A 24,983-nucleotide genomic window follows, 5' to 3' on the forward strand; every position below is an offset into this window, starting at 1 on the left:
GTGGCACGGTCCGGAGCCGGACCAGTTCAGCTGGTCAGCGCGAACCGCGGGTGGGGATCGCCGCCGAGGGCCAGGTCCGCGAGCATCTTGCCCAGCAGCGGTGCGAACTTGAACCCGTGTCCGGAGAAGCCCGTCGCGACAGTCAGGGGGCCGCGGCGGTCGATGACGAAGTCCTCGTCAGGCGTCGTGTCGTAGAGACAGCTGATGAAGGTCGGCCTCGAGGCGTCGACGCCGGGGACGTACCGCGCGACGTACGCCTGCAGGCGCTCGGCCTCCGCGGGCACGGGCGTGGAGTCGCGGTGGTCGGGGTCGACCACCGGCCCCGTCCCGTGGAAGCCCACCTTCACGCCCTCGCCCGGGGTCAGCAGGCCGTACACGTCGTCACCGTCGGCCCAGTGCACGAAGCTCGGCCACGCCGCGTCCGGCAGGTGGCTGGGGAAGTGGGCCGGCTGCTCCTGGGTGACGCGGACGGCCGGGAGGCGCGCCCCGCGTCGCGCGAGCAGGTCGCCGACCAGCGTGGGGGCCCAGGACCCCGCGGCCGCGATCACCGACCGACTGCGGATCCGCGCGCCGTCGCTCGTCGACACCGTCAGTTCGTCGCCGTGGTCCTCGATGTCCGTCACCCGGGTGTCGAACCGGAGGTCCGCCGACCCGGAGGCCTCGGCGAGCGTCAGGAACGCCTCGATCGCCTCGGCGGAGCGGATGCGCCCGGCGGTGGCGTGGGTGAGCACGTGGCCCTCGAACGCGATGCCGGGCCAGCGCTCGGCCGCCTGCTCCGGCGTGAGCGTCTCGTGGGGGATGCCCGCGTCGGCCAGTGCCGCGGCGATGGCGTCGACCACCTCCGGCCGTCCGTGGTCCACCGCGCCGGTCCGGTCGAGGAGCTGTCTGCCCGCACGTGCCTCGAGCGCGTCCCAGCGTGCGAGCGCCCGGGTCGTCAGGGCGACGTACTCGGCATCGGCGTAGCCCTGCCGGAAGATCCGCGTGGCTCCGTGCGACGAGCCCCGGTCGTGCCCGCGGCCGTGCTGCTCGACGAGGACGACGCGCTCGCCGCGGGCGGTCAGCGCGTACGCCGTGGCAGCACCGACGACCCCGCTGCCGATGACGATGTGGACCGACGTGTCCTCGGGCGCGGGCATGGACTGAGCGTAGCGCGGCTCCGTCCGCGGTTGCGCGCCGTCCGGGCCATGGGGAATGAGTTCGCTCCGTGCGGCGCTCCGCGCAACACGCGCCCAAGCACCTGATGTTGTGAATTTGATGTTCCAAAAATAGATTACCGCTCGTCCCCTGATTGAGCCCGAGCAGAGCCGCTCGGCGAGGAAGGCCATCATGAAGGCATCGAAGACCATCCATGCGCGACGAACCGCACTCGTTGCGACAGCCACCATCGCGTTGTTCGCGTCTGCCGTCGTGGCGAGTCCGGCGAACGCCTCGGAATCCCGGATCACGGACGAGGACGCCCGTGTCATCCGGATGGCGATGACGACCGCGGGAATCGGAGCAGCCACGCAGGACGTGCTCATCGCCAAGATGCGCGCGGGCGAGCTGGTCGACTCGGAGCGATCGGACGCGCATCCCGTCTCCAGGACCGTCGTCGCACTGCGGACCGGGGGCGTCTCGCGGACAGAGACGTTCGCCGACGGCTCGCAGCGCACGACGTCCGAGGTGCCGATCACCATGCAGGGACAGGACGGGCCGGTCACCTCGCGGACCACCTACGCGTGCAACCTCATGCACTGCACCGCGCTGGCGAGCCGGGCGCAGACGAAGGCTCTTGCATCCGGGTACAACGCTGCCAAGGCAGTCATCATCGCGATGTGCGGTCCTGCTGCGTGGGCTTGCGCGATCGGGGTCGGGATCATGGTCGACACAGCGCTCCGAGCCGTGAGCCAACGGAAGTGCGTCGGGATCCGGAAGTTCACGACCGCTGCTCCCGTGTGGCCGGTCATCGAAGCGTGCCGTCAGTGAGGTCGGGCCGACATGACAGCGAACAAGCATCGGGGCTACGCGCCCCGCTCCCGTGCAGGTCTCCTGATCAGCTGCTCCGGGTTCGCCCTCCTCGCAGTGACCGCGATCAACCCAGCTCTCGCGAGAGCGGTCGACTCGACGATGGGCTTCGGCTTCGTGGTGGCTGTGGTCGTCGTCGTCTCGCTCCCGCGGCTGATCCCGGTCGGGCAGTCGTGGGCCCGAGCTGCGATGCCGAAGACGTTCGCGACGACCACCTTCGTCGCGTCTGGCGCAGCGGCGCTGGTCGCCGTGACCGTCGGCCCGTCCTGCGGCTCGGTCCTGTGGCCTTGCCTGTCGGCGACCGCAATCCTCGCAGCGGTGCTGACGGTAGCCGTGAGGGCTCCCGAGCGGTCCGGCTCGTGAGTCCGTCGCCGCATTCCCCAGGCGGGGCTGCTCGGGTGGAGCATGCGCGGATCTGACGTCGTGCTCTCGGTGCGCATGCGACAGCGCCGGTGCGTGATCAACGTGCGCGCAGCGGGGCGTCCCGTCAGCGAGCATGTCGATCACGTCGCGTGCTGCTCGCGCGTCGTCGACTGGTCGTCGCGATGACGCAGACGCGGAGAACTGGGTACCTGGAGCGAGTGACGGGAATCGAACCCGCGCTACCAGCTTGGGAAGCTGGAGTTCTACCATTGAACTACACTCGCGCATCCCGCTCGGCGGGACGTCGACAACCCTACCGGATTCTCCGCTGGAAGCCAGCCGAACGCGATCCCGCGGCCTGCGTGGCGTCGGTGACCCGTGCCTCCAGGCCGTGTCCGTGTAGGCGCTGTGAGCCGACCGGCGTGACGGACAGGTGTCGTCCTCGTGTGTACCGTCCAGGGGGATTCGAGCGGCAGGACGACCGAGGAGGAACCGGATGGTCAGGCATCCCCTCATCGACGACGTGGTCGGTTCAGCGATCGTGGTGGACTCCGCTTCGTCGGTGGTGTGGCTGACCGACGCTTTCGCCTCCCTGCTCCGGCGAGCCTCCGCCGCCGGTCGCATGGTCGTGCTCCGCACCGGGGCCGGCGCGGCGCTGACCCCGGCGATGCGCCACGCACTCGGTGCACACGGCGCCGCGTGGGCCGTCACCGACCTCGACGGGTCGCTGCGCGATGGTCGCACGGGTACGGCGGCCTCGGGGATCGAGGACTTCGTCCGTCGTGGACCCGAACTCGTCGGGACGCCGTCACCGGGGCACCCGGTGGCGTCCGACTCCGTGCGGCAGATCAGCATCGACCTCACACTCCGGCACCACGAGGGGCGTGCGGTCGACATGGGTTCCGCGATCGAGGCCCTGTGCGACACCGTCGGCGCATGTCCGACCCGCTGGGGGACCGCCGAGCCACTGACCGTGCCGTGGGACCGCTGGGTCGTGACGCAGTACGCGAAGCACGAAGCCCCGGAGGTGTCGACCTCGTACGCGATCGGTGACGGCTTCTCGGCGACGATGACCGCGCACCTGCAGAACGGGGTCGTGATCGAGACCATGTCGGCGGTGCTCACCGTGCCGGAGGAGCACGCCGACCCGTCGCTCGCCCCACGCCTGTTCGACGCGGTCCGGCAGGTCGCGGACGAGGTCGAGCCGGTGTTCGGCGTCGTCATGCAGCGCCGCGGTGACGCGGACCACCTCGTGCGGGCGGTGTCGCACGGTGAGCCGTCGCCACTCGCGGTGGTCGTCGGACCCGAGGCCACCGCGTTCCTGGACCGCGACGGGGAGTGGCCGCCGCCGCACACGTCGACCACGACGTTCGGGACTGCGGCGGACGCCTCGGACCCGCGCCGAGCCGTGGACGCCGGGCTGATCGTCCGGTTCGAGGACGGGTGGGAGGCACTCGAGGCGTTCCTCGACCGCATCGACGAAGACCGCTTCCTGCAGCTCGTCGGCGGCGCGCCGCTCGACCCGGCGCACGAGGACGGCCACGTCGGAACCCCGGCCAGCGGCGGTCCGGGTGCCGCGGTCAACGGGGGCCCCGGTGCCGCGTGAGGTGACACTCCTCTGTCGTCGGCCCGTGGAGATCCGCGACGTGGCGGAGGCGCTGCTGCTGCACGACGAGACGTGGGGTGTGCGTGCGCTCGACGACGGGCCGGTGATGCAGGTCTGCCGTGACGCGACGCACCCGGTGCTGACGGTGCTCGGGGTCCGGCGGGTCGACGCCTTCGACGAGGTCGAACGGATCCTGCCGGAGGCGCCGACGCTCGAGGTGCCGTTGTGGTGGGTGGACGTCGTGACGCCCGTGGGGCCGGACGGCGAGTCAGGGATCTCGGCGGCGCTCGAGGCGGCGATGGACCTCGACGCCGTGTGTCTCGTGCACGGGGACTGACGCGCTGGCGCGGCCGCCGGCGCACGCGCGGCCGCCGGCGCACGCGCGGCCGCCGCGGCCGTGGGCGCAGAACCAAAGTCCATCGACACCACGGGAAAGCGCGGTTCGAGCGGGCTTTGGTTGTGCGAACGCGAGACGCACCGGGCGCGCGACCGCGCCCGCCGCACGCCCGCGCCGGCGCGCGCCCGAGCCCGCGCCTCTCAGTCGCGGTCGCGCAACGCCGCCAGCTGCTCGTTGTACGCCCTGAGGTCGGCGTCCCCGTCGCGGTCGGCCTTGCGGTCGAGACGCTTGGCGTCCCGCGCGTCCGACTTCACCCAGTTCCGCACCACGAGCAGCGCGACGAACACCATCGGCAGCTCGCCGGCGCCCCACGCGATCCCGCCACCGGTGTGCTGGTCGGCCAGCAGCGCCGCGTCGTTCGTCTGTCCGAGCGCGTGGAACCAGTCGATCGCGAACACCGACTCCGAGGTCATCACCGCGACGCCGAAGAACGCGTGGAAGGCCAGCGTCGCGAGCAGGGCGATGATGAGGATCGGGTACTGCGGGCGGGCGGGGCCGGGGTCGATACCGACGAACACCCAGAAGAAGAGGTACCCGCTGAGGACGAAGTGCACGACCATCAGGACGTGCCACTCGTGCGACTGCATGGCGTTCTCGAACGCGGGCGTGAAGTAGAACACCACGAGGGACCCCGCGAAGATCACCCCGGCGACCGCGGGCTTCGCCATGAACTGCATGTAGCGGGAGTGCACGAAGAGCATGAGCCACTCGCGGGCACCCCGCGAGCCGTCGTTGCGCACGGGCAGCGTCCGGAGCGCGAGGAGCACCGGGCCGCCGAGGACGAGCGGCAGCGGCACGAACATCATGAGCAGCATGTGCTGGATCATGTGCGACGAGAAGTGGATCATGCCGTAGACGGCGGGGCCGCCCGACGTCGTCCAGATGAACAGCGCACAGCCGATCAGCCACGCGATCGTGCGCCCGACGGGCCACTTGTCCCCGCGCTTCCGGAGCTTCCGCACCGCGAGCAGGTACCAGCCGGCACCGGTCACCGCGAGGGCGGCCCACACCCAGTCCCAGTGCCACTCGGTGAGGTACGTGTGCAGGGTCTGCGTCGGCGGGTACGGGTAGCCGATGAGTCCGGAGCGGGTGTCGTCCCCGGTCTCGGGCGTCTGCGGGATCGGCGGCTGCGAGCGCGACACCGCGACCGAGACACCGATCGCCACCGCCATGAACACGATCTCGGCGAGGGCGAACCGGGTGAACGACCGACGGTCGAGCGGTGAACGGAGCAGTGCGGGCACCAGACGACGCCGCTGCACGACCCCGGCGAGCCCGAGGAGCACGAGGATCACGGCCTTGGTGGTGATCAGCCAGCCGTACGTCGTCGTGAACAGGTCGAGCGGTCCGGTCAACCGCAGCGAGGCGTTGACGATGCCCGAGAACGCGACCGCGGCGAACGACCACCCGGCGAGCGTCGAGTAGCGCGACACGACTCTGCCGGTCGCGCCCTTCGTCCTTGTCCGGAGCAGCAGGACGGCGACGAGTCCGCCTGCCCAGACGCACACGCCGACGAGGTGCACCGCGAGGGAGTTCACCGCGTTCGCGTGCTCGAGCGAGCCTGCTGCGTGCCCCGAGAGCGCCAGCGGCAGCAGCGCGAACAGGGCGAGGACGGTCGCGACCGCGAGGGTCGTCACCCGGGTGGCGAACGCGGCGACGACGGTCGCGGCGAGGATCGCGGCCGCGGACACGACGAGGGCCTGTCCGATCTCGACCTGGAAGGCGAAGAGCAGGAAGTTCCTGGCGAAGACCGGCGAGTCCAGCGGGACACCGAGCGTGTTCGCCCCGGTCAGGACGATGCTCACGACCGCGGCGAGGAACCACACGCCACCGGTCGCAGCGGCCCAACGGGTGGCCCGGTGCTGCACGCTCGAGATCGCCCCGTGGTCCTGCTTGCGGGCCGGGAGCGCGAACGCCGCGACGATGAGGAGTCCGATGGTGACGGCGGCCATCGTGTCGTGCACGGCACGCGCGATCGGCAGACCGTAGGTCACGAGGTCACCCGCGGAGACGAGCTGCTGGTCGGAGCCGAACGCCCCGGTGACGACCATCCCCAGGACGGCGCAGGCCGCTGCGAGCGGGACGGCGACGACGAGGACCGTCGCGACGGTGGACGTGCGCGCGGTGACGGGCGCCGATTCCGGCGCCGCGCCTCCGGACGGGGGTGCGGAGGACGTGACGGTCATGACCGTCCCATGGTAAGCGCCCCAGCCGGGAGGCCCGGTGTGCGTCCGCCGCGATCGCTGCGGTCCGGCTCAGACCGGGTCGGACGACCCGGCCCGGCCGGGCGCCGGATCAGTCGCGGTGCTCCCAGATCCCCTCGCTGCCGACCCCCACGAAGCCGACTGCCTCGTTCACGTCGAGCATCGGCCGGTTCTCCTCGGCGTTGAACGTGACGATCGACGGGCGCCCGGGGAACTCCCGCTCGACGAACGCGATGCCCTCCACCTTGAGCAACCACCCGAGCCGGTGTCCGCGGTGCTCCCGCAGGACGAGGGTGTCCCACTGCATGACGGCCCGCGCCGGATCGACCGGGACGGCCAGCTGCGTGAACCCGACGAGCGTGCCGGAGTCGACGTGCTCCACGGCGATCGTGACCATCGTCCGCGGCGCCCGCGCGAGCTCGGCTTCCTGCTCACGGAGGCGGTCGGCGTCCCAGACGTCCTCCGGCTCCTCCATGTCACCCTCGGGAGCGTCGGTCGACATCCGGGTGCGCAGCAGTGCGATGCGGTCGATCCACGGCTCGGGCGTCCGACCGGTCCAGGCGTGCACGCGGTACGCGTCACCCGCGGCACCGGCCGCGCGCTCCCTGAGGGCGGCGACGACCGAGGCGTCGGCGGGCAGCGCGAGCCGACTGATCCGGTTCACCTGGCCGAAGCGCCAGCCCCGACCCAGGAGGAAGCGGACCGCGGGCTCGTCCGCGGGGACGGCGCCGTACCCGGTCGGTGCCTGCAGGTACCCGTCGCCGGCGGCCGGCCCGACCTGCCGCGACACCGCGTACGTCTTCCACTGCGTGCGGCCCTCGTCGCGGGCGACCTGCTCGACGTGGTCCGCCAGGAGACGGCCGACGCCCCGGCCCTGGTGTGCGGGGTCGACGCCGACGGCCAGCCAGCAGTTCGTCGTCCCGGGCTCGGTCTTCGAGTCGTACGCGGCCGAGCCGACGACCGTCCCCGCGGCGTCCCGTGCGACGAACAGCCGACTGGGCGCTCCCGGCGTGTGGCACATCGGGAGGTACTCGCCCGGTGTCCAGGCCAGCTCGGTCAGTCCGTGCACGGCGCCCTCGGCACGGTCGGACACCTCGAGCCAGGCACGGAAGGCCGCCACGCGTGCGGGGTCGTCCTGCATCGTGGCGGGCACGTCGAGTTCCTCGATCACGTGCCCGGTCGACGGGGCGGTCTCGGCGGGGGCTGCGTCGGTCATCGTCCTGCTCCAGTTCGCCGCCCGGCCCTGGGCAGCCTCACAGGATATCGACGGCGGTGCCCGGCCGCTAGGCTTCCAGCGTGCTGCTCTCCGACCGCGACATCACCGCCCAGCTCGCCGACGGCCGCATCGGTCTCGACCCGTACGACGCGTCGCTCGTGCAGCCCTCGAGCATCGACGTCCGGCTCGACAAGTACTTCCGGCTCTTCGACAACCACAAGTACCCGCACATCGACCCGGCGGAGGACCAGCCGGAGCTCACGCGCCTGGTCGAGACCGACCCGGACGAGGCGTTCGTCCTGCACCCGGGGGAGTTCGTGCTCGGGTCGACGTTCGAGGTCGTGAGCCTGCCGGACGACATCGCGGCGCGGCTCGAGGGCAAGAGCTCGCTCGGGCGCCTGGGGCTGCTGACCCACTCCACGGCGGGCTTCATCGACCCCGGCTTCTCGGGCCACGTCACGCTCGAGCTGTCGAACGTCGCGACGCTGCCGATCAAGCTCTGGCCGGGCATGAAGATCGGCCAGCTCTGCTTCTTCCAGCTCTCGAGCCCCGCGGAGAAGCCGTACGGGTCGGCCGAGTACCAGTCGCGGTACCAGGGACAGCGCGGACCGACGGCGTCACGCTCGGCGCAGAACTTCCACCGCACGGACGTCTCGACGCGCGACTGAACCGCCCGCGCGGCCCCGTCGACCGGGACGGGAACGACGCTCCGCGATGTGGCAGGAGCAATCCCCGCGACCGGTTGTGGCGAACCGCAGGACATGGGCCGGAAAATGTCGCATTCTGTGTATCGTGGCCGCATGTCCGCAGTCCTCCCCAGGCCCGCGCCGCCGGTGTCGGCGGCCGAGCTGATCCGTGGCGCCCGCGTCCGCGCCGAACTGACCCAGGTGCAGCTCGCGATGCGTGCCGGCGTCACCCAGAGCGTCATCAGCACCTACGAGAACGGTCGCCGCGAGCCGTCGCTCGCGGCGCTGCAGCGCCTGCTGCTCGCGGCCGGCTTCACCGCATCGATCGAGCTCGAGCCGGTGGAGGAGCCGCCACCCCTCCGAGAACGCGTCGCGGCCGTCCGCACGGAGCTGTGCGCCATCGTGGAGCGCTTCGGTGGACGCAACCCACGACTCTTCGGGAGCGTCGCCCGGGGGCAGGACGGCCCGGGGAGCGACGTCGACCTCATGGTGGACCTCGGCCGCGGGCTCGGGATCTTCGCGCTCATGCGGATCCAGGACGAGGCCGAGCAGCTGCTCGGCACCCGGGTCGACGTCGTGGACGCGGCCGGCATGGACCCGCAGGTCGTGCGCGAGGCGATCCCGCTGTGACCCGGGGGACGGGGGAACGCCTGGACGACGTGATCCGGGCGTGCGGGCTGATCGGCGAGTACGTCAGCGACGACGCGCTGCCCGAACACCTCGTGTACGACGCGGTCCGGATGCGACTCGTCGAGATCGGGGAGGCCGTGCGGATGCTGCCGAGCGACCTGACGGCGACCGAGCCGAGCATCCCGTGGGGGAAGGTGTCGCTGCTCGCGGAGCGGCTCACCCGCCGGTACTTCGACACCACCCCGGCGGTCGTCTTCGGGACGGCGCGCACCGACGTCCCCCACCTGTGCGCGGCTGCTCGCCGCCTCCGGGCGGCGTCCGTCGGCGACGTCGCCCCGTGACGGGAGCGAGGCCCGGATCACCGCCGACCCTCGCCTCCCGTCCGTCTCCTGGTCGTGCGAGGACGCAGGACGGCCCCGCCTCGCAGGTGCGAGACGGGGCCGTCCGTGTGCTGTGTGCCGGGGGATCAGCCCTGCTTGGCGAGCGCCTCGAGGGTGTCGTTGCCCTTGTAGGCCTCGACCGCGTTCTCCTTGGTGACGAGGATCGGGGTCAGCTCGATCGCCGGGACCGTCTTGACGCCGTTGTAGTTGTTCGTCTTGTCGATCTTGGTGTCGGGCTTCTCACCCTTCGACAGCGTCGAGACCAGGTCGATGGCGGCCTGGGCCTCCTCCGTCGTGTTCTTGTAGATCGTCGAGTACTGCGTGCCCTTCATGATGAGCGGGATCGACGCGGTCTCGGAGTCCTGACCGGTGACGACGGGGTTCGGCTTGCCGGCCGCCTTCGTCGCGGTGAGGATCGCACGGGCGAGGGTGTCGTTCGGCGAGAGGACGCCGTCGAGCTTGGTGTCGCCCGAGTAGTACTGCGACAGCAGGTCGGTCATGCGCGACTGGGCGTTCTGCGCGAGCCAGCCCTTGGTCTGGACCTTCTGGAAGGTCTCCTGGCCGGACGTGACCTTGAGGGTGCCGTCCTTGATCTTCGGCTCGAGGACGCTCATCGCACCGTTGAAGAACACGGTGGCGTTCGCGTCGTCCGCCGAACCGGCGAAGAGCTCGATGTTGTACGGGCCGCTGCCCTTCTCGGCCTTGAGGCCGTCGAGGAGCGCGTTGGCCTGCAGCTGGCCGACCTTGTAGTTGTTGAACGCCACGTAGTAGTCGACGTCCTTGGTGTTCAGGATGTTGCGGTCCCAGGCGATGACGGTGACGCCCTTGGCCTTGGCGGCCTTGACCTGCGAGCCGAGCTGCGAACCGTCGGCGGCACCGATGATGACGACCTTCGCGCCCTTGGTGACCATGCCCGAGATCTGCGACTGCTGGTCCGGGACGGGGTTGCCGGCGTTGGCGTACTGGATGTCGGCCTTGAAGCCGGCGTCCTCGATCGACTTCTCGAACGCGGCGCCCGCGAGCACCCAGTTCTGCGAGGTCTTGGCCGGCAGGGCGACACCGATGAGGTCGCCCTTCTTGATCTCCGTGCTGGCGGAGTCCGAACCGGAGGTCCCGCGTGCGGAGCAGCCGCTGAGGGCGAGGCCCGCGACGAGGGCCAGGCCGATGCCGGCGATGAGCTTCTTGCGCATGAGATTGCTTTCTCTTCGTTGAGGGGTGGTGCTGTGGTGGTGGGGATCGTGCGCCGGGCGGACGGGCCGCCCGGCGCCACGTTCTACTGGGTGTTGACCTTCTGCGGCTGGTCCTCGATGGACCGCGGCTGCTGGGCCGCCACCGTGTTCTGCTCGGTGTCCTTCCGCTGGAACTGCCGCATCATGCCGCCGATCAGCGACGGGCGTCCCTGCGACTTCGAGTAGACGTCGAAGGCGACCGCGACGAGGAGGACGAGACCACGGATGATCTGGACCTTGTTCGACTCGATGCCCATGAGCTGGAGGCCGTTCGACAGGAGCGCCATCACGAGGCCACCGATGATCGACCCGGAGATGGTGCCGATGCCACCGGCGACCGCGGCGCCACCGACGAACACGGCCGCGATCGCGTCGAGCTCCCAGCCCGTGCCGTCGGCGGGTCCCGATGCGTTCGAGTAGCCGACGAACACCATGCCCGCGACGGCGGCCAGGACCGACATGTTCGCCATGACGAAGAAGTTGACCTTGCGGGCGCTGACGCCGGAGAGGACCGCAGCGCTGGCGTTGCCGCCGACCGCGTAGACCTGACGACCGAAGATCGTGTTCTTCGTGATGAAGCCGTAGATGATCGTCAGGACGCCGAGGATGATCGCCACGATCGGGATCGACGTGCCGACGGGGCCGGCGCCGAAGAGGTAGGTCGCGACCAGGGTGACGGCGACGAGGATGCCGGTGCGGACGATCGAGACCCACAGCGGCGGGACCTCTGCCTGCATCTTGCGACGGCGACGACGCCCGCGCACCTCGATGATGATGAGTGCGGCGATCGTCACGAGACCGATCAGGAGCGTGCCGTTGGAGTAGCCGAAGTCCGGTCCGAAGTCTCCGAGGTAGCCAGCACCGATGGTGTTGTACGAGTCCGGGGTCGGCACCGACGTGGACTGACCGATGATCTGGTTCGCGCCGCGGAAGATGAGCTGACCGGCCAGCGTCACGATGAACGCCGGGACGCGGACGAACGCGACCCAGAAGCCCTGCCAGGCACCGACGAGCGCACCGACGGCCAGACCGAGGATGATCGCGGCCCAGGCCGGCCAGTGCCACACCGACATCGACTGCGCGACGATGATGCCGACGAACGCCGCGACCGAACCGACCGAGAGGTCGATGTGGCCCGCGATGATCACCATCACCATGCCGAGCGCGAGGATGAGGATGTAGGAGTACTGCAGGAACAGGTTGATGACGTTGGTGGGCTCGAGGATGAGCCCGTCCGTGGTGAACCAGAAGAAGGCGACGATCACGATGAGCGCGATGATCATGCCGTACTGGCCGATGCTGTTGCCCTTGCCGAAGAGCAGTTTCAGGTTGTTCATGAGACGGTTGCGCCCTTCCGCGCGGAGGTCATGCTGCGCATGAGGGTTTCGGGGTCGGCCTGGTCCGCGGGGACGTCGGCGGTGATCTGGCCCTCGAAGATCGTGTAGATCCGGTCCGAGAGGCCGAGGAGTTCGGGCAGCTCGGACGAGATGAGGATGATGCCCTTCCCCTCGGCCGCGAGCTGCTGGATGATGCCGTAGATCTCGAACTTGGCGCCCACGTCGATGCCGCGGGTCGGCTCGTCGAGGATCAGGATGTCGGGGTCCGTAAACATCCACTTCGACAGGACGACCTTCTGCTGGTTCCCGCCGGAGAGCTTCCCGACGTTCTCCTCGACGGTCGGCACCTTCGTGCGGAGCATCTTCCGGTACTTGTCGGCGACGTTGTACTCCTCGAGGGAGTCGACGACGCCGGCCTTCGAGATCTTCTGCAGGTCGGCCGAGACCGTGCTGCGCTTGACCGTGTCGAGCAGGTTCAGCCCGAGCGCCTTGCGGTCCTCGGAGACGTACCCGATGCCGTGCTCGATGGCCTGCTGGACGTTCTTGACCTCGATCTCGCGGCCGTCCTTGATGATCTCGCCGCCGAGCCACGTGCCGTACGAGCGGCCGAAGATGCTCATCGCGAGCTCGGTGCGGCCGGCGCCCATGAGGCCAGCGAAGCCGACGATCTCGCCACGACGGACGTGGAAGTTCGAGCCCTTGCAGACCAGGCGCGACGGGTCGAGCGGGTGCTGCACGGTCCAGTTGCGGACCTCGAAGAACGTCTCGCCGATCTTCGGCGTGCGGTCCGGGAACCGGCTCTCGAGCGAGCGGCCGACCATCCCGCGGATGATGCGGTCCTCGTTGACGCCGTCGCCCTTCACGTTGAGGGTCTCGATCGTCTTGCCGTCGCGGATGATCGTGATGCTGTCCGCGATCTGCTCGATCTCGTTGAGCTTGTGGCTGATGATGATGCTCGAGATGCCCTTGGCCTTGAGCCCGACGATGAGGTCGAGCAGGTGCTGGGAGTCGTTCTCGTTCAGCGCGGCCGTCGGCTCGTCGAGGATGAGGAGCTTGACGTCCTTGTGCAGGGCCTTCGCGATCTCGACGAGCTGCTGCTTGCCGACGCCGATGTTCTTGATCTGCGTGTCCGGGTCCTCGGAGAGGCCGACGCGGGCGAGCAGGTCCTGCGCCTGGAGCTGTGCGGTCGTCCAGTCGATCACGCCGAACTTCGACGGCTCGTTGCCGAGGAACAGGTTCTCCGTGATCGAGAGCTCCGGGATCAGCGCGAGCTCCTGGTGGATGATCACGATGCCGGCCTGCTCGGACTGCTTGATGTCCTTGAAGCGGACCTCTTCGCCCTCGAAGACGATCTCGCCCTCGTAGGTGCCGTACGGGTACACGCCCGACAGCACCTTCATGAGGGTCGACTTGCCCGCGCCGTTCTCGCCGCAGATCGCGTGGATCTCGCCGGCGCGGACGTCGAGCGACACCTCGGAGAGGGCTTTCACGCCCGGGAACTCCTTGGTGATGGACCGCATCTCGAGGATGGTCTCGGCTGCGGTCACCGACCTGGTGGCCAGGTCGGGGCCCTGTGGGGTTGACGCCACGGTGCATCTCCTTCTGCCGCTCCAGCGCGGCAGTCATTCGGGTTGACACTGCGGCAGCGGGGGCGCAGTCACCTGCGTGGACCTCGTTGTCGCGTCCGGTGCCCCTGCCGTGTGACGGTCCATGTGAACGGTCACATCGGCTGGAACGGGGGCAATCCTACGCACACGTGTGCGGATCCTGTCAATTCGGGATTGTCGCGTTTGTGTAACGGCCCGCGTCATCCGGCCGGACGCACCGGTCCGCGTCCCCCGGTGTGGGGTGCTCCCGCGTGCTGTTGCGGATGTCCGCACCGGTCCGCCGACCTGGCGGCGACGCGGCCCGGAGGCGCGGGTCGGGCCCGCCACGCGCCTCCGGGCCGCTCCGTGCGCGCGTCGGCTCCGTCGGGCTGCGCGCCGTGAGTGGCTCGTCGGGTCGTGCCGCGGTGCGCGGTGCGTCAGCGCGAGCGCGGCGCGCTCGTGGATCCGCGCACGACGAGCTGCGGGACGATGTCGATCGGCCGGAGCTGTTCGTCGTCACGGGGGAGCAGGAGGTCGACACAGCGTCGGCCGAGTTCGGCGAAGTCGACCTGGACGGTGGTGAGCGGCGGCCAGAAGTGCTTCGCCTCGGGGATGTCGTCGTAACCGACCACCGAGAGGTCACCGGGCACGTCGAGGCCGTACGAGCGTGCCGCGTGCACGAGCCCGAGCGCCATCTGGTCGTTCGAGCAGAACACCGCCGTGCAGTCCCGCCAACGGAGGAGCTCCCGCCCCGCGTGGTAGCCGAAGTCGGCCGTCCAGTCCCCGAGGATCGGCGCCACGACGGGCATGTCGCGGTCCGACATCTCGCGGAGGAAGCCCTGCATCCGGGCGTCCGCCTCGATCCAGTCCTGGGGCCCGGCGATGTGCCGGACGTACTCGTGACCGAGGTCGAGGAGGTGCGCGGTGGCGAGCCGGGCGCCCTCCATCTGGTCCACCCAGAGCGCGGTCGGGTCCTCGCCGACGCTCGCGCGCATCGTGACGTACGGCGTCCGGATGCCCAGCTCCTCGATGAGGTCGAACACCTTCTGCTGCGGGGCGATCACCACGATCCCCTCGACGTCGAGGTCGAGCAGGCGCTGGATGCTCTCGCGCACCGCGTCGTCCGTGGTCTCGGTCAGGGTCGACGTCGTCACGTTGTACCCGCGGGCCACCGCGGCGTCCTCGATCGCCTGCAGTGCCACCGCGGGGCCGTAGTGCGCCCGACGCGCCGTCAGCACGCCGATCGTGTGCGTCCGGCTGGTCACCAGCGCCCGTGCGGCCCGGTTCGGCCGGTACTGCAACTGCTCCATCGCCGCGAGGACCCGGTCGCGGGTCTCGGCGCGGATCGCATCGGAGTTGTTCAGGACGCGGGAGACCGTCTGGTGGGAGACCCCGGCGACCCGTGCGACGTCCCGGATGCTGGGCGCACGCGACTGCTGTGCTCGCGTCGACGCCATTGCTGCTCATTCCTGCCCGGTGTCGTGGCACGTCGATGTGCACGTTCACATTCCGGGCCTGATCATTATGCACACCTCGTCGCTCCACGCCACCCGGGACCGATCCCGGGTTGTGCCGACCGCCGGCGATGGGGTCCCGTCCACGCCGTGTCCGGAATATTGTGGATCACGTCAACCGCAGATCGGCCGTCCACCCGAGGACGGCAGTCGCTCCAGACCTCAGAGAACAGCGACACCCGCAGCGCCACGGCCGACGTGTTCCAGCTGCCCTTGATCCGGGTGGTCGGGGACAGCGCGGCGGGCCGTGGTGCAGCCATCGGCGCCGCCGTCGCCACCGGCGTGCACCCGTCGTTCGATGCGGCGGCGGCCGCGATGGTCGTCGAGCGCGACCGGTTCGCGCCGGAACCGGAGCGCGCCGCGGTGTACGACGCGCTGCGTGCGGTGCACGTGGACGTCACCGCGCACACCGACGCTGTCTACCGCCGGACGGCGGCCATCGTCGGCTGACACGACGGTTCACGAGCCTGGAGGCGCGGTGCCAGCCGGCACCGCGCCTCCAGCCGTCAGCGGTCGCGCCCGGGACCCGCGATCGCGGTCCTGGTCCGTGACGCACGTCCGCGGTCTCGGTCGCAGAACCGGTCGCCTCGCGCGCCCGGTCTCGACCGTTCGCACGACCACGACGGCACGCACGCGGCGCGTCCTGCGACCGGTGCACCTGCGTCGGGCCAGCCAGCGAACCAGGGCACAGGCGCACCCGTGCCGGTCGCGGCTACAGCCAGTTGCGCTTGCGGAAGACCGCCCAGAGCAGGGCCATCAGGACGAGCATCGCGACGATCGCGACCGGGTACCCGAACCGCCAGTGGAGCTCCGGCATGTCGTCGAAGTTCATCCCGTAGATGCCCGCGATGAGGCCGGGCGCGAAGAGGATCGCCGCCCACGACGAGATCCGCTTCACCTCCTCGCCCTGTCGGTGCGCCGCTCGCGCGAGCTGCCGGCTCTCCTCGCCCTGGGCCAGGCTGGCGCTGGTCATCCGCCGCATCGCCTCGTTCTGCTCCTGGGAGACGAGCGTCGAGTGGAGCGTGAGGGCGTTCTCGAGCAGCGACCGGAAGGAGTCGACCCGCTCGGTGACCCGCAGGGCGTGGTCGAGCACGTTGCGCAGGCGGTGCTGGACCTCCTCGTCGACGCCGTACTTGTCGGCACCGCGCAGCAGACCCGTGACCATCGCCGGCACGGGGGTCGTCGCGCGCTGGAACCCGAGGACCTCGCTGAGGAGCTGGTAGATGCGCTTCGAGACGCCGGGGTCGACCTGGCCGGCGAAGAGCTGGTCCTCGATCGCGTCGATCTCCTCCTGGAGGATCTCCACGATCGGCGCGTACCCGTCGACGACCTCGTCGAGCACGGCCGCGGTGACGGCCTCGGACCCGCGGGCGAGGAACGCCGGGTCGGCCTCGCACCGTGCTCGGAGTGCCGCGAGGTCCGGCCGCTCGGCGTGCCGGACGCTGACCACGAAGCGGGCGCCCACGAAGAGGTGGACCTCGCCGAAGCGGACCTCCTCGGCGGTGCGGTCGTACCAGGCCGGCCGGAGGACGAGGAAGAGGGTGTCGCCGTACCGCTCGAGCTTCGCGCGCTGGTGTCCCTTGTGGGCGTCCTCGACCGCGTTCTCGTGCAGGTCGAACTCCGCGGCGACGGCGGCGAGCTCGGACGGCTCGGGACGGAGCAGCCCGATCCACGCGAGGTCGCCCCGGGTGGCGCGCGACGGGGTCGACGGCGAGTCGACGCGGTGTCCTGCGACGTAGACGGCGTTGTCGATCAGTGCCATGGCGTGCTCCTTGCGTGTCGGGAGCAGGCAGGCGCGAACCGCCCGGGGGCGGAGCGGGATCAGGGTCGGGGCGCGTGGACCCGCCGGGGCAGGTTCCGTCGGCCCGATCGAGGATGGTCACCCGACATCGCGCCTCACCTGCCCTTCTGGTCGTCCGTGGGCTGCCTCGTGCAGCCGACCTCCGAGCCTACCCAGGAGCGTCGAGGACGTCGACCCCGGTCGGCGACCGCTGAGCCGGGTCTGAGTGCCCTCACACGTCCCAGCCGTCACATGTCCCAGACGTCACGGTTCGACGAGGCGACGGCGACCGCTCCCGCACCGAGCGCGGCCATCACGTCCGCCTTGTCGCACACCAGACCGCCCGCGATGATCGGGACGTCGGTGTCCGCCCGGCACGCAGCCCGGGAGGATCTCGATCGCGTCCGGCACGGCCTGCTCCACGACGCGGGGGAGCCGGTGGTACGAGAACGAGTCGACGAGGAAGAACCGCTGCACGGCGACGAGCCCTGCCCGCCGTGCCGCACGGACGAGGTTCGACTTGGTGGACAGGACGCCGTCGGCCCGGGTGTTCGCGGCGAGCCACGTGACGACGACGTCAGCCTCGGTGCCGCCGACCACTGGTCGCGCTACGGGGTGATGCGGAGCCCCGCCTGCTCGGTCTCGGCGAGCTGCCACCCGAGCCACGGGCTCCACGCGAACGGCGCGCCGGCGACCGAGGCCCGCAGCTCGTCCTCGGACACCCACGCGTACTCGGCGACCTCGTCGTCCGCGGGCGCCGGCACGTCGTCGGTCACGGCGCGGAACACCGGGCACACCTCGTTCTCGACGATCCCCGACGCGTCGACCGCTCGGTACCGGAAGTCGGGCAGGACGGACTCGACGTCGCGGACGGTGATGCCCAGCTCGCGAGATGCCCGACGGGCGATCGCGTCCTCGAACGTCTCGTCCGGGCCCGGGTGACCGCAGAAGGTGTTCGTCCACACCCCCGGCCAGGTCTTCTTCGACAGCGCCCGACGGGTCACGAGGACCTGCCCGGCGGAGTTCCGCACGTGGCACGAGAAGGCCAGGTGGAGGGGCGTGTGGTCGGTGTGCACCGTGAACTTGTCCGCCGTCCCGACCGGGGTACGGTCGTCGGCCAGCAGCACCACGGATTCAGGGAAAGTCGTCATCTGCACCGATAGGTTAGGCCAATGAGCGAGGAAGCGACCACCGTGGCGCAGAACGACCTCGCGCTCGTCGACGACTGCCTCGAGCGCTTCTTCGCCGTGTCGAGCGCTCGTGCGGAGCGCTACGGCGGCCCGAACCCCGAACTCTGGCGCGTGCTCCGCCGGGCGAGCATGGGCGGCAAGCGCTTCCGCCCGCGCATGGTCCTCACCGCCTACAGCGCGCTCGGGGGCACGGACACCGCTGCGGCCGTACAGGTCGGCGCCGCCTACGAACTCCTGCACACCGCGCTCGTCGTGCACGACGACGTCATCGACCGCGACTGGTCACGCCGTGGGCAGCCGAACGTCGCCGGATCGTTCCGCGACACCGGGACCACGGGCGGGCTACCGCTGCCGACGGCTGAGCACCGTGGGACGAGCGCCGCGGTCATCGCCGGAGACCTCGCCCTCGCGGCGGCGCCCCGCTTCATCGAGGCGTCCGGGGTCACGGGCGAGCGACGCTCCCGGCTGCTCGACATCTTCGACGAGGCCGTGTTCGCGAGCGCCGCGGGCGAGATGGCCGACGTCGACCTCGCTCTCGGACCCATGCCGACCGTCGACGACGTCCTCGCGATGGAGCGCGCGAAGACGAGCGTGTACTCGTTCGAGGCGCCGCTGCAGTCGGGCGCTGTGCTCGCCGGCGCTCCGGAACCGATCGTCGCCGCGCTCGGTGCCTTCGGCCGTGAGATCGGCATCGCCTACCAGATCGTCGACGACCTGCTCGGAGTGTTCGGGTCCGAGGCCGAGACCGGCAAGACCGTCCTCGGGGACCTGCGTGAGGGCAAGCGCACCGTGCTCATCGCGCACGCCGCGGCGACGGACTGCTGGCCCGAGCTGTCGCCGCACCTCGGTGACCCGGACCTCACCGAGGAGCAGGCGGCCGAGCTCCGTGCCACGCTGGTGTCCTGCGGCGCCAAGTCCGCAGCCGAACAGCGCGTCGCCGAGCACACGGCCCTGGCCCGCGCCGAGCTCGCGGGGCTGCCCTACGACCTCGCCGACCGACTGGAGTCCATCGTGTCCGAACTCGTGGAGCGAGCCCGGTGACCCTCGCGCACCACCCGCAACCGAACCGCTCCGCCCGACTCCCGCTCTACGACGCGACGGCCGAGGCCGCGTCCGGGGTCGTGATCGCGCGGTACTCCACGTCGTTCGGCCTGGCCTCGCGTCTGCTGCGCAAGGACGCCCGCGAGCACATCCGCAACGTCTACGCGCTCGTCCGTGTCGCCGACGAGGTCGTCGACGGCCCCGCGACCGAGGCCGGCCTCGACCGCGAGCTGGCTCGCACGGTCCTCGACGAGCTCGAGCGCGACACCGAGCGCGCGATCGAGCTCGGCTTCTCGACGAACCCCGTCGTGCACGCCTTCGCCCGTTCGGCCCGCGTGACCGGCTTCGGCTCCGAGCTGACCCGGCCGTTCTTCGCGTCGATGCGCATGGACCTCGACAGGACGGAGCACGACGACGACTCGTTCCGGGAGTACGTGTACGGCTCGGCGGAGGTCGTCGGCCTGATGTGCCTCCGCGCGTTCGTCTACCGCGCCGGACGCCCGACGTTCGACGACCGCGTGCTCGTCGACGGCGCACGAGCCCTCGGCGCAGCGTTCCAGAAGGTCAACTTCCTCCGCGACCTGCACGCCGACTTCGAGGTCCTCGGTCGCTCGTACTTCCCCGGCGTGGACATCCGCACCTTCGACGAGGCCACGAAGGTCCGGCTCGTCGCCGACGTCCAGGCCGACCTCGACCGGGCCGCGATGACGATCCCGCTGCTGCCCCGGGACGCCCGGCACGCCGTCGGTCTCGCACATGCCCTGTTCCAGGAGCTCAACGCGCGCATCGCGCGCACGCCGGCCGCGCAGCTCGTCGCGACGCGCGTGCGCGTCCCCGACCCGGTCAAGGCGCGGCTGGCCGCGCAGGTCCTGTCCGGTCGTGGGCCGGCCACGCGTCGGCCTGGAGGCACGGCATGACCCCGCCCCGTGCCTCCCGTCCGACCGGCTCCGTGTCCACCACCCGGCGCAAGGTGCCCGTCCGTCGCGCCGTCGTGATCGGCGGCGGCATCAGCGGACTCGCGTCCGCGGCCCTCCTCGCGCGGGACGGCTACGCCGTCACGCTGCTCGAGCAGCGCAGCCAGCTCGGCGGCCGTGCCGGCTCGTGGGAGCGCGACGGCTTCACGTTCGACACCGGGCCGTCCTGGTACCTCATGCCGGAGGTGTTCGACCACTTCTTCCAGCTGCTCGGCACGACCGCCGCGGAGCAGCTCGACCTCGTCACGCTCGACCCCGGGTACCGCGTGTACTCGGAGGGGCACGACGAGCCGCTCGACCTCCGCGCCGACAAGGAGGCGAACATCGCGCTCTTCGAGTCGGTCGAGCCCGGCGCCGGCGAGCGGATCCGCAAGTACCTCGACTCCGCCGAGGAGACCTACGCGATGGCGGTGCGGCGGTTCCTCTACACGACCTTCGCGGACCTCCGGAAGCTCGCCGCCCCGGACGTCCTTCGGCGTCTGCCGAAGCTCCTCCGGCTGCTCACCGAGCCCCTCGCGAAGTACGCCGAGACCGCCGTGCGGGACCGTCGGCTCTGGCAGGTGCTCGGCTACCCGGCGGTGTTCCTCGGCACCAGCCCGTACAAGGCGCCGAGCATGTACCACCTCATGAGCCACCTCGACCTCGCCGACGGCGTGCAGTACCCGAAGGGCGGCATCCACGAGATCATCGGCGCGATCGGCCGACTCGCCCGCACCGAGGGCGCACAGGTCATCGCGGGCGCCAAGGTCGAGCGGATCGTCGTCGAGGACGGTCACGTCACGGGCGTGGTGCACCGCGACCGCGAGGGCGGACAGCACGTCGCGCCGGCCGACCTCGTGGTGAGCGCGGCCGACCTCCGACACACCGAGCTGCAGCTGCTCGACCCCGAGCACCGTACCTACCCGGCGAAGCACTGGCAGAAGCGCGACCCGGGGCCCTCGGCCGTCCTCGTCTACCTCGGCGTCGACGGTCCCGTACCGGGCCTCCTGCACCACACGCTCGTGTTCACCGCCGACTGGCAGGCGAACTTCGGCGCCATCTTCGGGAAGGACCGCCACGTCCCGGACCCCGCGTCGATCTACGTGTGCGCCCCGAGCGAGACCGACACGACGGTCGCCCCGCCCGGGTCGAGCAACCTCTTCGTCCTCGTGCCGCTGCCGGCCGACCTGTCGATCGGCAAGGGCGGCATCGACGGAGCCGGCGACTTCGAGGTCGAGCGGATCGCCGACCGCGCGATCGACGTCATCGCCGAACGCGCGGGCGTCCCCGACCTCCGCGAGCGCATCCGGGTCCGCCGGACCATCGGCCCGCAGGACTTCGCCGACGACTACAACGCCTGGAGCGGGTCGATGCTCGGGCCGGCGCACACCCTCACGCAGAGCGCGTTCTTCCGCGAGCCGAACCGGTCGGGGAAGGTCGACGGGCTCTACTACGTCGGCGCATCGACCACGCCGGGGATCGGCCTGCCGATGTGCCTGATCAGCGCCGAAGTGCTGATCAAGCGTCTGCACGGTGACACGAGCACCGAACCGCTCCCCACCCCGCTCCGGCGGGACGCAGCGGTCTGATGCCGGGGCTCTACCTCGCCGGGCTGCTCGTGTCGCTCGTCGGCATGACCGTGCTCGACGCCCGCTTCCGGCTGTTCTTCTGGCGGGCGCCGTGGCGGGCAGCGGCGGTCATGGCGATCGGCATGGTGTTCTTCCTCGTGTGGGACCTCGCCGGGGTCGCGGCGGGCATCTTCTTCATCGGGCCGCAGCGGGTGCTGACCGGACTCGTCGTCGCGCCGGAGGTGCCGGTCGAGGAGGTCTTCTTCCTGCTGCTGCTCTGCTACACGACGATGAACGCGTTCGGGGCGGCCAGGCCGCTCGTCGCCAGGGCGCTCGGACGGCGGCGCACGTGAGCTCGCACGCCGCCTACGCCCTGCTCGCGGTGCCGTTCCTCGCGGTGGCGGTCGTCGTCGCGGTCGTGGCCGGGCTCGTCGCCGCTCGACGCGCCCGTACCGCCGGTCGGCCCTCGGCTCCCGGCCGCCGGGTCACGCTCGTGAGCGGTGTGATCGCCGGGGTCGCGCTCCTCGTCATGACGATGGTGTTCGACAACGTCATCGTGACGCTGCGCGTGGTGGCGTACGACCCGTCCCTCATCAGCGGTGCGAAGATCGGTGCGATCCCGATCGAGGACCTCGCGTACTCGATCGGTGCCGTCCTGCTGCTCCCCGCGCTGTGGGTGCTGCTCGACCGTCCGTCCACGGCGCCACCGGCGCACCCGACCCGCTCTCCGTCACCGGAGCACCCGACACGCGACGCGCACGGTGCGCGACCGTCCGCAGAAGGCGAGCCGACCCCATGACCGCGACCCGTCCCTCCCGGCCGTCGACGCTGCAGGCGCTCTTCACGTCCTCGCGGCCGATCAGCTGGGTGAACACCGCCTACCCCTTCGGCGCCGCGTACCTGCTCGGCACCGACGTGTTCGGGTCCGCGCTCGGCGTCGTGACCTTCGTCGTCGGCGTCGTCTACTTCCTCGTGCCCTACAACCTCGCGATGTACGGCATCAACGACGTCTTCGACTACGAGTCCGACCTGCGGAACCCGCGGAAGGGCGGCGTCGAGGGCGCCCTGCTCGACAAGAGCGTGCACCGGACCACGCTGTGGGCGGTCGTCGTCACGAACGTCCCGTTCCTCGTCGCGCTCGTCGTGCTCGGCGGGCTGAGCGGCAACGGCCCGTGGTCGTGGCTCGTCCTCGCGATCAGCGTGTTCGCCGTGATCGCGTACTCGGCGCCGGGGCTGCGGTTCAAGGAGAAGCCGTTCCTCGACTCCCTGACCTCGTCGACGCACTTCGTGTCGCCGGCCGTGTACGGGCTCGCGCTCGCCGGGCCGCACTGGACGGGGCAGCTCGTCGCCGTGTGCGTGGCGTTCTTCCTGTGGGGTGTGGCGTCGCACGCGTTCGGGGCCGTGCAGGACGTCCTCGCGGACCGGGCAGGAGGGATCGGGTCGGTCGCCACCGTGATCGGGGCCCGTGCCACCGTGCGGCTCGCGTTCGTGGCGTACGTCGTCGCGGGGGTCGTCCTGCTGTTCTCGGCGTTCCCGGGGCCGATCGCGGCGGTCGTCGTCGTGCCCTACGCGCTCAACGTGCTGCCGTGGTGGAACGTGACCGACGCCGGGGCCGAGGCGGCGAACGCCGGGTGGAAGCGGTTCCTGTGGATCAACTACCTCGCGGGCTTCCTCGTGACCATGGCGCTCATCGCGTACGCGTTCGTGCGCTGACGGGGCGCCGGCGCACGACGCGCGCGAAGTCCGTCTCCCGAGGTTCCAGAATCCCGGCATCTCGGCCTCCACGGCGGCCGGGCGTGGAACCTCGGCGAACCGCACCCGGCGAGTCGTGGAACCTCGGCAGCACTCGCGCGCCCGGCATCCGCCGCCCGAGCGCGCCGCCCGAGCGCGCGGGCGCGGTCGTCGCCCGCTGACGGTCACGCCTGACAGACTGGAGGGACGTGCGCCGTCGAGGCCGCACGCGCCGAACACGAAGGAGTGCACGCATGCCGGTCCGCATCATCCACGTCGGTCTCGGAGGGTGGGGCGGCAACTGGGCCCGCACCGCCATCCCCGAGGTGTCCGAGGTCCAGGTCGTCGGCATCGTCGACCCGGTGCCCGCGACGCTCGACGCCGTGCGGACGGACCTCGGCCTGCCGGCCTCCGCCGCGTTCGCGTCCCTCACCGAGGCGCTCGCCGGCGTCGAGGCCGATGCCGTCGTCATCACCGCTCCGGCCGTCACGCACGTGCCGCTCGCGCTCGAGGCCCTCGACGCCGGCAAGCACGTCCTGGTCGAGAAGCCCTTCGCCAACACCGCAGAAGAGGCTGCGACCGCCGTCCGCCGTGCCGAGGAGCTCGGGCTCGTGCTGCAGGTCAGCCAGAACTACCGCTGGTACCCGGCGCCCCGGGTCGTGACCGAGCTGCTCGAGGCGGACGTGGTCGGCGAGCTCGCCACGATCGACGTCGACTTCCGGCAGTGGGACAACGACCGGGCCTTCGAGGAGCACCCGCACTACCGCTTCCCGCACGCGATGATCAACGACATGGCGATCCACCACTTCGACCTGATGCGGATGGTCACCGGCCGCGAGCCCGTGCGGGTCTACGCCCGGGCGTCGTCGCCGTCGTTCAGCAAGTACCAGGACGAGGCCATCGCGTCGATGCTCATCGAGCTCGAGGGCGGCCTGGTCGTCAGCTACCGCGGCAGCTGGCTCTCGCGGGCACCGCGGACGGCCTGGGCGGGGGAGTGGAGCATCCAGGGGGCGGACGGTGAGCTGTGGTTCACGAGCCGTTCTGGTGAGCCGAACGCCGTCGAGGGCGACCGCGTGACCCTCCGCCGGACGCAGGACGACGAGGCCGAGCCGGTGGAGCTCCCGACGATGGAGCACACCGACCGGCAGGGCGGCCTGCAGGCCTTCGCGCGCTCGGTCCTCGGTGGGCCGGCGCCGGAGACGAGCGGTCGCGACAACCTCCGGAGCCTCGCGGTGATGGAGGCGGCGCAGCGCTCGGCGGAGTCCGGCGTCCCCGAGGACGTCGTCGTCCCGGAGTAGGTGCGCGGCACCCCGCGCCACGGGCGGCGGTCCGTCGCTCCCGCGACGGCGACAGATCGCGGCGTCCCGGCGCCGAGGCCTGTCGCGTTCGCGTGCACGCTCCGGCGCCCACCTGGGACCCGTCGCTTCCGCGGCCCGCTGGCTGCCCCGGACGCGACCAGCAGCCGGCCGGGAGGCCCGTGGCGGGCCCGCACCGCGCCTCCCGGCCGTCACACCGTCACGACCGCCCGCTCACCGGGGTCCGTCGCTCGACGGCGAGTCTCGGGCCAG

Annotated in this window: 24 protein-coding genes, 1 tRNA gene and 1 pseudogene; 15 read left to right on the forward strand and 11 right to left on the reverse strand. The window is 71.0% G+C overall.

Annotated elements, in window-relative coordinates; genetic code table 11:
- Nucleotides 1-26 precede the first annotated feature (26 nt).
- Entirely contained in the window at nucleotides 27-1,136 is a 1,110-nt protein-coding gene (locus tag ABC270_RS03635) for an FAD-dependent oxidoreductase (RefSeq protein WP_412879551.1), read from the reverse strand.
- 190 nt (nucleotides 1,137-1,326) lie between these two features.
- Between ABC270_RS03635 and ABC270_RS03640 the strand changes: the two genes are divergently transcribed.
- Together ABC270_RS03640 and ABC270_RS03645 are read left to right on the forward strand one after the other, a co-directional pair.
- The gene (locus ABC270_RS03640; RefSeq protein ID WP_412879552.1) at nucleotides 1,327-1,965 is read left to right on the forward strand and encodes a hypothetical protein; all 639 of its coding nucleotides are present in this window, start codon (nucleotides 1,327-1,329) and stop codon (nucleotides 1,963-1,965) included.
- Between the two features lie 12 nt (nucleotides 1,966-1,977).
- Nucleotides 1,978-2,367, forward strand: coding sequence for a hypothetical protein (locus ABC270_RS03645; protein ID WP_412879553.1), 390 nt, complete (start codon nucleotides 1,978-1,980; stop codon nucleotides 2,365-2,367).
- 210 nt (nucleotides 2,368-2,577) lie between these two features.
- Here the strand turns inward: ABC270_RS03645 and ABC270_RS03650 are convergent.
- A tRNA-Gly gene (locus ABC270_RS03650) sits at nucleotides 2,578-2,651 on the reverse strand.
- A gap of 212 nt (nucleotides 2,652-2,863) precedes the next feature.
- Here ABC270_RS03650 and ABC270_RS03655 point away from each other — a divergent pair.
- The gene (locus ABC270_RS03655) at nucleotides 2,864-3,973 is read left to right on the forward strand and encodes a DUF6177 family protein (RefSeq protein ID WP_412879554.1); all 1,110 of its coding nucleotides are present in this window, start codon (nucleotides 2,864-2,866) and stop codon (nucleotides 3,971-3,973) included.
- Nucleotides 3,974-3,998: 25 nt separating this feature from the next.
- Nucleotides 3,999-4,310 carry a hypothetical protein gene (locus ABC270_RS03660; RefSeq protein WP_412879555.1) on the forward strand — a complete coding sequence of 104 codons (312 nt, stop codon included), beginning with the start codon at nucleotides 3,999-4,001 and terminating at the stop codon, nucleotides 4,308-4,310.
- A 200-nt stretch (nucleotides 4,311-4,510) separates the two neighbouring features.
- On the opposite strand, the gene ABC270_RS03665 is transcribed toward ABC270_RS03660, so the two are convergent.
- Nucleotides 4,511-6,556: a bifunctional copper resistance protein CopD/cytochrome c oxidase assembly protein gene (locus ABC270_RS03665; RefSeq protein ID WP_412879556.1), complete on the reverse strand. Its 2,046-nt coding sequence runs from the start codon at nucleotides 6,554-6,556 to the stop codon at nucleotides 4,511-4,513.
- A 109-nt stretch (nucleotides 6,557-6,665) separates the two neighbouring features.
- A complete protein-coding gene (locus ABC270_RS03670) occupies nucleotides 6,666-7,790 on the reverse strand; it encodes a GNAT family N-acetyltransferase (RefSeq protein WP_412879557.1) in 1,125 nt (374 codons plus the stop codon).
- An 80-nt stretch (nucleotides 7,791-7,870) separates the two neighbouring features.
- Here ABC270_RS03670 and dcd point away from each other — a divergent pair, with 80 nt between their 5' ends.
- The 3 genes from dcd to ABC270_RS03685 all read left to right on the forward strand — a co-directional run bounded on the left by dcd (nucleotide 7,871) and on the right by ABC270_RS03685 (nucleotide 9,447).
- Complete coding sequence (gene dcd, locus ABC270_RS03675) at nucleotides 7,871-8,458, forward strand: dCTP deaminase (RefSeq protein WP_022903028.1); 588 nt, start codon at nucleotides 7,871-7,873, stop codon at nucleotides 8,456-8,458.
- 132 nt (nucleotides 8,459-8,590) lie between these two features.
- Nucleotides 8,591-9,106, forward strand: a complete 516-nt coding sequence (locus tag ABC270_RS03680) for a helix-turn-helix domain-containing protein (protein ID WP_412879558.1) — start codon at nucleotides 8,591-8,593, stop codon at nucleotides 9,104-9,106.
- Nucleotides 9,103-9,447, forward strand: coding sequence for a HepT-like ribonuclease domain-containing protein (locus tag ABC270_RS03685; RefSeq protein WP_412879559.1), 345 nt, complete (start codon nucleotides 9,103-9,105; stop codon nucleotides 9,445-9,447). Before ABC270_RS03680 ends, ABC270_RS03685 begins: the two co-directional genes overlap by 4 nt.
- A 125-nt stretch (nucleotides 9,448-9,572) precedes the next feature.
- Here ABC270_RS03685 and ABC270_RS03690 read toward each other — a convergent pair whose 3' ends face one another.
- The 4 genes from ABC270_RS03690 to ABC270_RS03705 form a co-directional block, all read right to left on the reverse strand.
- On the reverse strand, nucleotides 9,573-10,676 hold the full coding sequence (locus ABC270_RS03690) for a substrate-binding domain-containing protein (protein WP_412879560.1): 1,104 nt from the start codon (nucleotides 10,674-10,676) through the stop codon (nucleotides 9,573-9,575).
- Between the two features lie 83 nt (nucleotides 10,677-10,759).
- A complete protein-coding gene (gene mmsB / locus ABC270_RS03695) occupies nucleotides 10,760-12,052 on the reverse strand; it encodes a multiple monosaccharide ABC transporter permease (RefSeq protein ID WP_412879561.1) in 1,293 nt (430 codons plus the stop codon).
- On the reverse strand, nucleotides 12,049-13,572 hold the full coding sequence (mmsA, locus tag ABC270_RS03700; protein WP_412882028.1) for a multiple monosaccharide ABC transporter ATP-binding protein: 1,524 nt from the start codon (nucleotides 13,570-13,572) through the stop codon (nucleotides 12,049-12,051). Before mmsA ends, mmsB begins: the two co-directional genes overlap by 4 nt.
- Before the next feature lie 503 nt (nucleotides 13,573-14,075).
- Entirely contained in the window at nucleotides 14,076-15,095 is a 1,020-nt protein-coding gene (locus tag ABC270_RS03705; RefSeq protein WP_412879562.1) for a LacI family DNA-binding transcriptional regulator, read from the reverse strand.
- Between the two features lie 255 nt (nucleotides 15,096-15,350).
- Between ABC270_RS03705 and ABC270_RS03710 the strand changes: the two genes are divergently transcribed.
- Entirely contained in the window at nucleotides 15,351-15,602 is a 252-nt protein-coding gene (locus tag ABC270_RS03710; protein WP_412879563.1) for a hypothetical protein, read from the forward strand.
- 262 nt (nucleotides 15,603-15,864) lie between these two features.
- On the opposite strand, the gene ABC270_RS03715 is transcribed toward ABC270_RS03710, so the two are convergent.
- The 3 genes and pseudogenes from ABC270_RS03715 to idi form a co-directional block, all read right to left on the reverse strand.
- The gene (locus ABC270_RS03715; RefSeq protein WP_412879564.1) at nucleotides 15,865-16,914 is read right to left on the reverse strand and encodes a magnesium and cobalt transport protein CorA; all 1,050 of its coding nucleotides are present in this window, start codon (nucleotides 16,912-16,914) and stop codon (nucleotides 15,865-15,867) included.
- Nucleotides 16,915-17,180: 266 nt separating this feature from the next.
- A pseudogene (locus tag ABC270_RS03720) lies at nucleotides 17,181-17,658 on the reverse strand (glycerol-3-phosphate responsive antiterminator).
- Nucleotides 17,541-18,083 carry an isopentenyl-diphosphate Delta-isomerase gene (gene idi, locus ABC270_RS03725; protein WP_412879565.1) on the reverse strand — a complete coding sequence of 181 codons (543 nt, stop codon included), beginning with the start codon at nucleotides 18,081-18,083 and terminating at the stop codon, nucleotides 17,541-17,543. The pseudogene ABC270_RS03720 and the gene idi overlap by 118 nt, the downstream one beginning before the upstream one ends.
- Nucleotides 18,084-18,104: 21 nt before the next feature.
- Between idi and ABC270_RS03730 the strand changes: the two genes are divergently transcribed.
- The 7 genes from ABC270_RS03730 to ABC270_RS03760 all read left to right on the forward strand — a co-directional run bounded on the left by ABC270_RS03730 (nucleotide 18,105) and on the right by ABC270_RS03760 (nucleotide 24,713).
- Nucleotides 18,105-19,163 carry a polyprenyl synthetase family protein gene (locus tag ABC270_RS03730; protein ID WP_412879566.1) on the forward strand — a complete coding sequence of 353 codons (1,059 nt, stop codon included), beginning with the start codon at nucleotides 18,105-18,107 and terminating at the stop codon, nucleotides 19,161-19,163.
- A complete protein-coding gene (locus ABC270_RS03735; protein ID WP_412879567.1) occupies nucleotides 19,160-20,080 on the forward strand; it encodes a phytoene/squalene synthase family protein in 921 nt (306 codons plus the stop codon). The genes ABC270_RS03730 and ABC270_RS03735 overlap by 4 nt, the downstream gene beginning before the upstream one ends.
- The gene (gene crtI / locus ABC270_RS03740; RefSeq protein WP_412879568.1) at nucleotides 20,077-21,705 is read left to right on the forward strand and encodes a phytoene desaturase family protein; all 1,629 of its coding nucleotides are present in this window, start codon (nucleotides 20,077-20,079) and stop codon (nucleotides 21,703-21,705) included. The genes ABC270_RS03735 and crtI overlap by 4 nt, the downstream gene beginning before the upstream one ends.
- Nucleotides 21,705-22,037, forward strand: a complete 333-nt coding sequence (locus tag ABC270_RS03745; RefSeq protein WP_412879569.1) for a lycopene cyclase domain-containing protein — start codon at nucleotides 21,705-21,707, stop codon at nucleotides 22,035-22,037. Before crtI ends, ABC270_RS03745 begins: the two co-directional genes overlap by 1 nt.
- Nucleotides 22,034-22,483, forward strand: coding sequence for a lycopene cyclase domain-containing protein (locus ABC270_RS03750; protein WP_412879570.1), 450 nt, complete (start codon nucleotides 22,034-22,036; stop codon nucleotides 22,481-22,483). Before ABC270_RS03745 ends, ABC270_RS03750 begins: the two co-directional genes overlap by 4 nt.
- Nucleotides 22,480-23,397 carry a prenyltransferase gene (locus tag ABC270_RS03755; RefSeq protein WP_412879571.1) on the forward strand — a complete coding sequence of 306 codons (918 nt, stop codon included), beginning with the start codon at nucleotides 22,480-22,482 and terminating at the stop codon, nucleotides 23,395-23,397. Before ABC270_RS03750 ends, ABC270_RS03755 begins: the two co-directional genes overlap by 4 nt.
- Nucleotides 23,398-23,669: 272 nt before the next feature.
- Nucleotides 23,670-24,713, forward strand: a complete 1,044-nt coding sequence (locus ABC270_RS03760; RefSeq protein ID WP_412879572.1) for a Gfo/Idh/MocA family protein — start codon at nucleotides 23,670-23,672, stop codon at nucleotides 24,711-24,713.
- The last annotated feature ends 270 nt before the right edge of the window (nucleotides 24,714-24,983 follow it).

This window comes from Curtobacterium phoenicis (genome assembly GCF_047238015.1).
In the GTDB taxonomy this organism is placed as follows: domain Bacteria; phylum Actinomycetota; class Actinomycetes; order Actinomycetales; family Microbacteriaceae; genus Curtobacterium.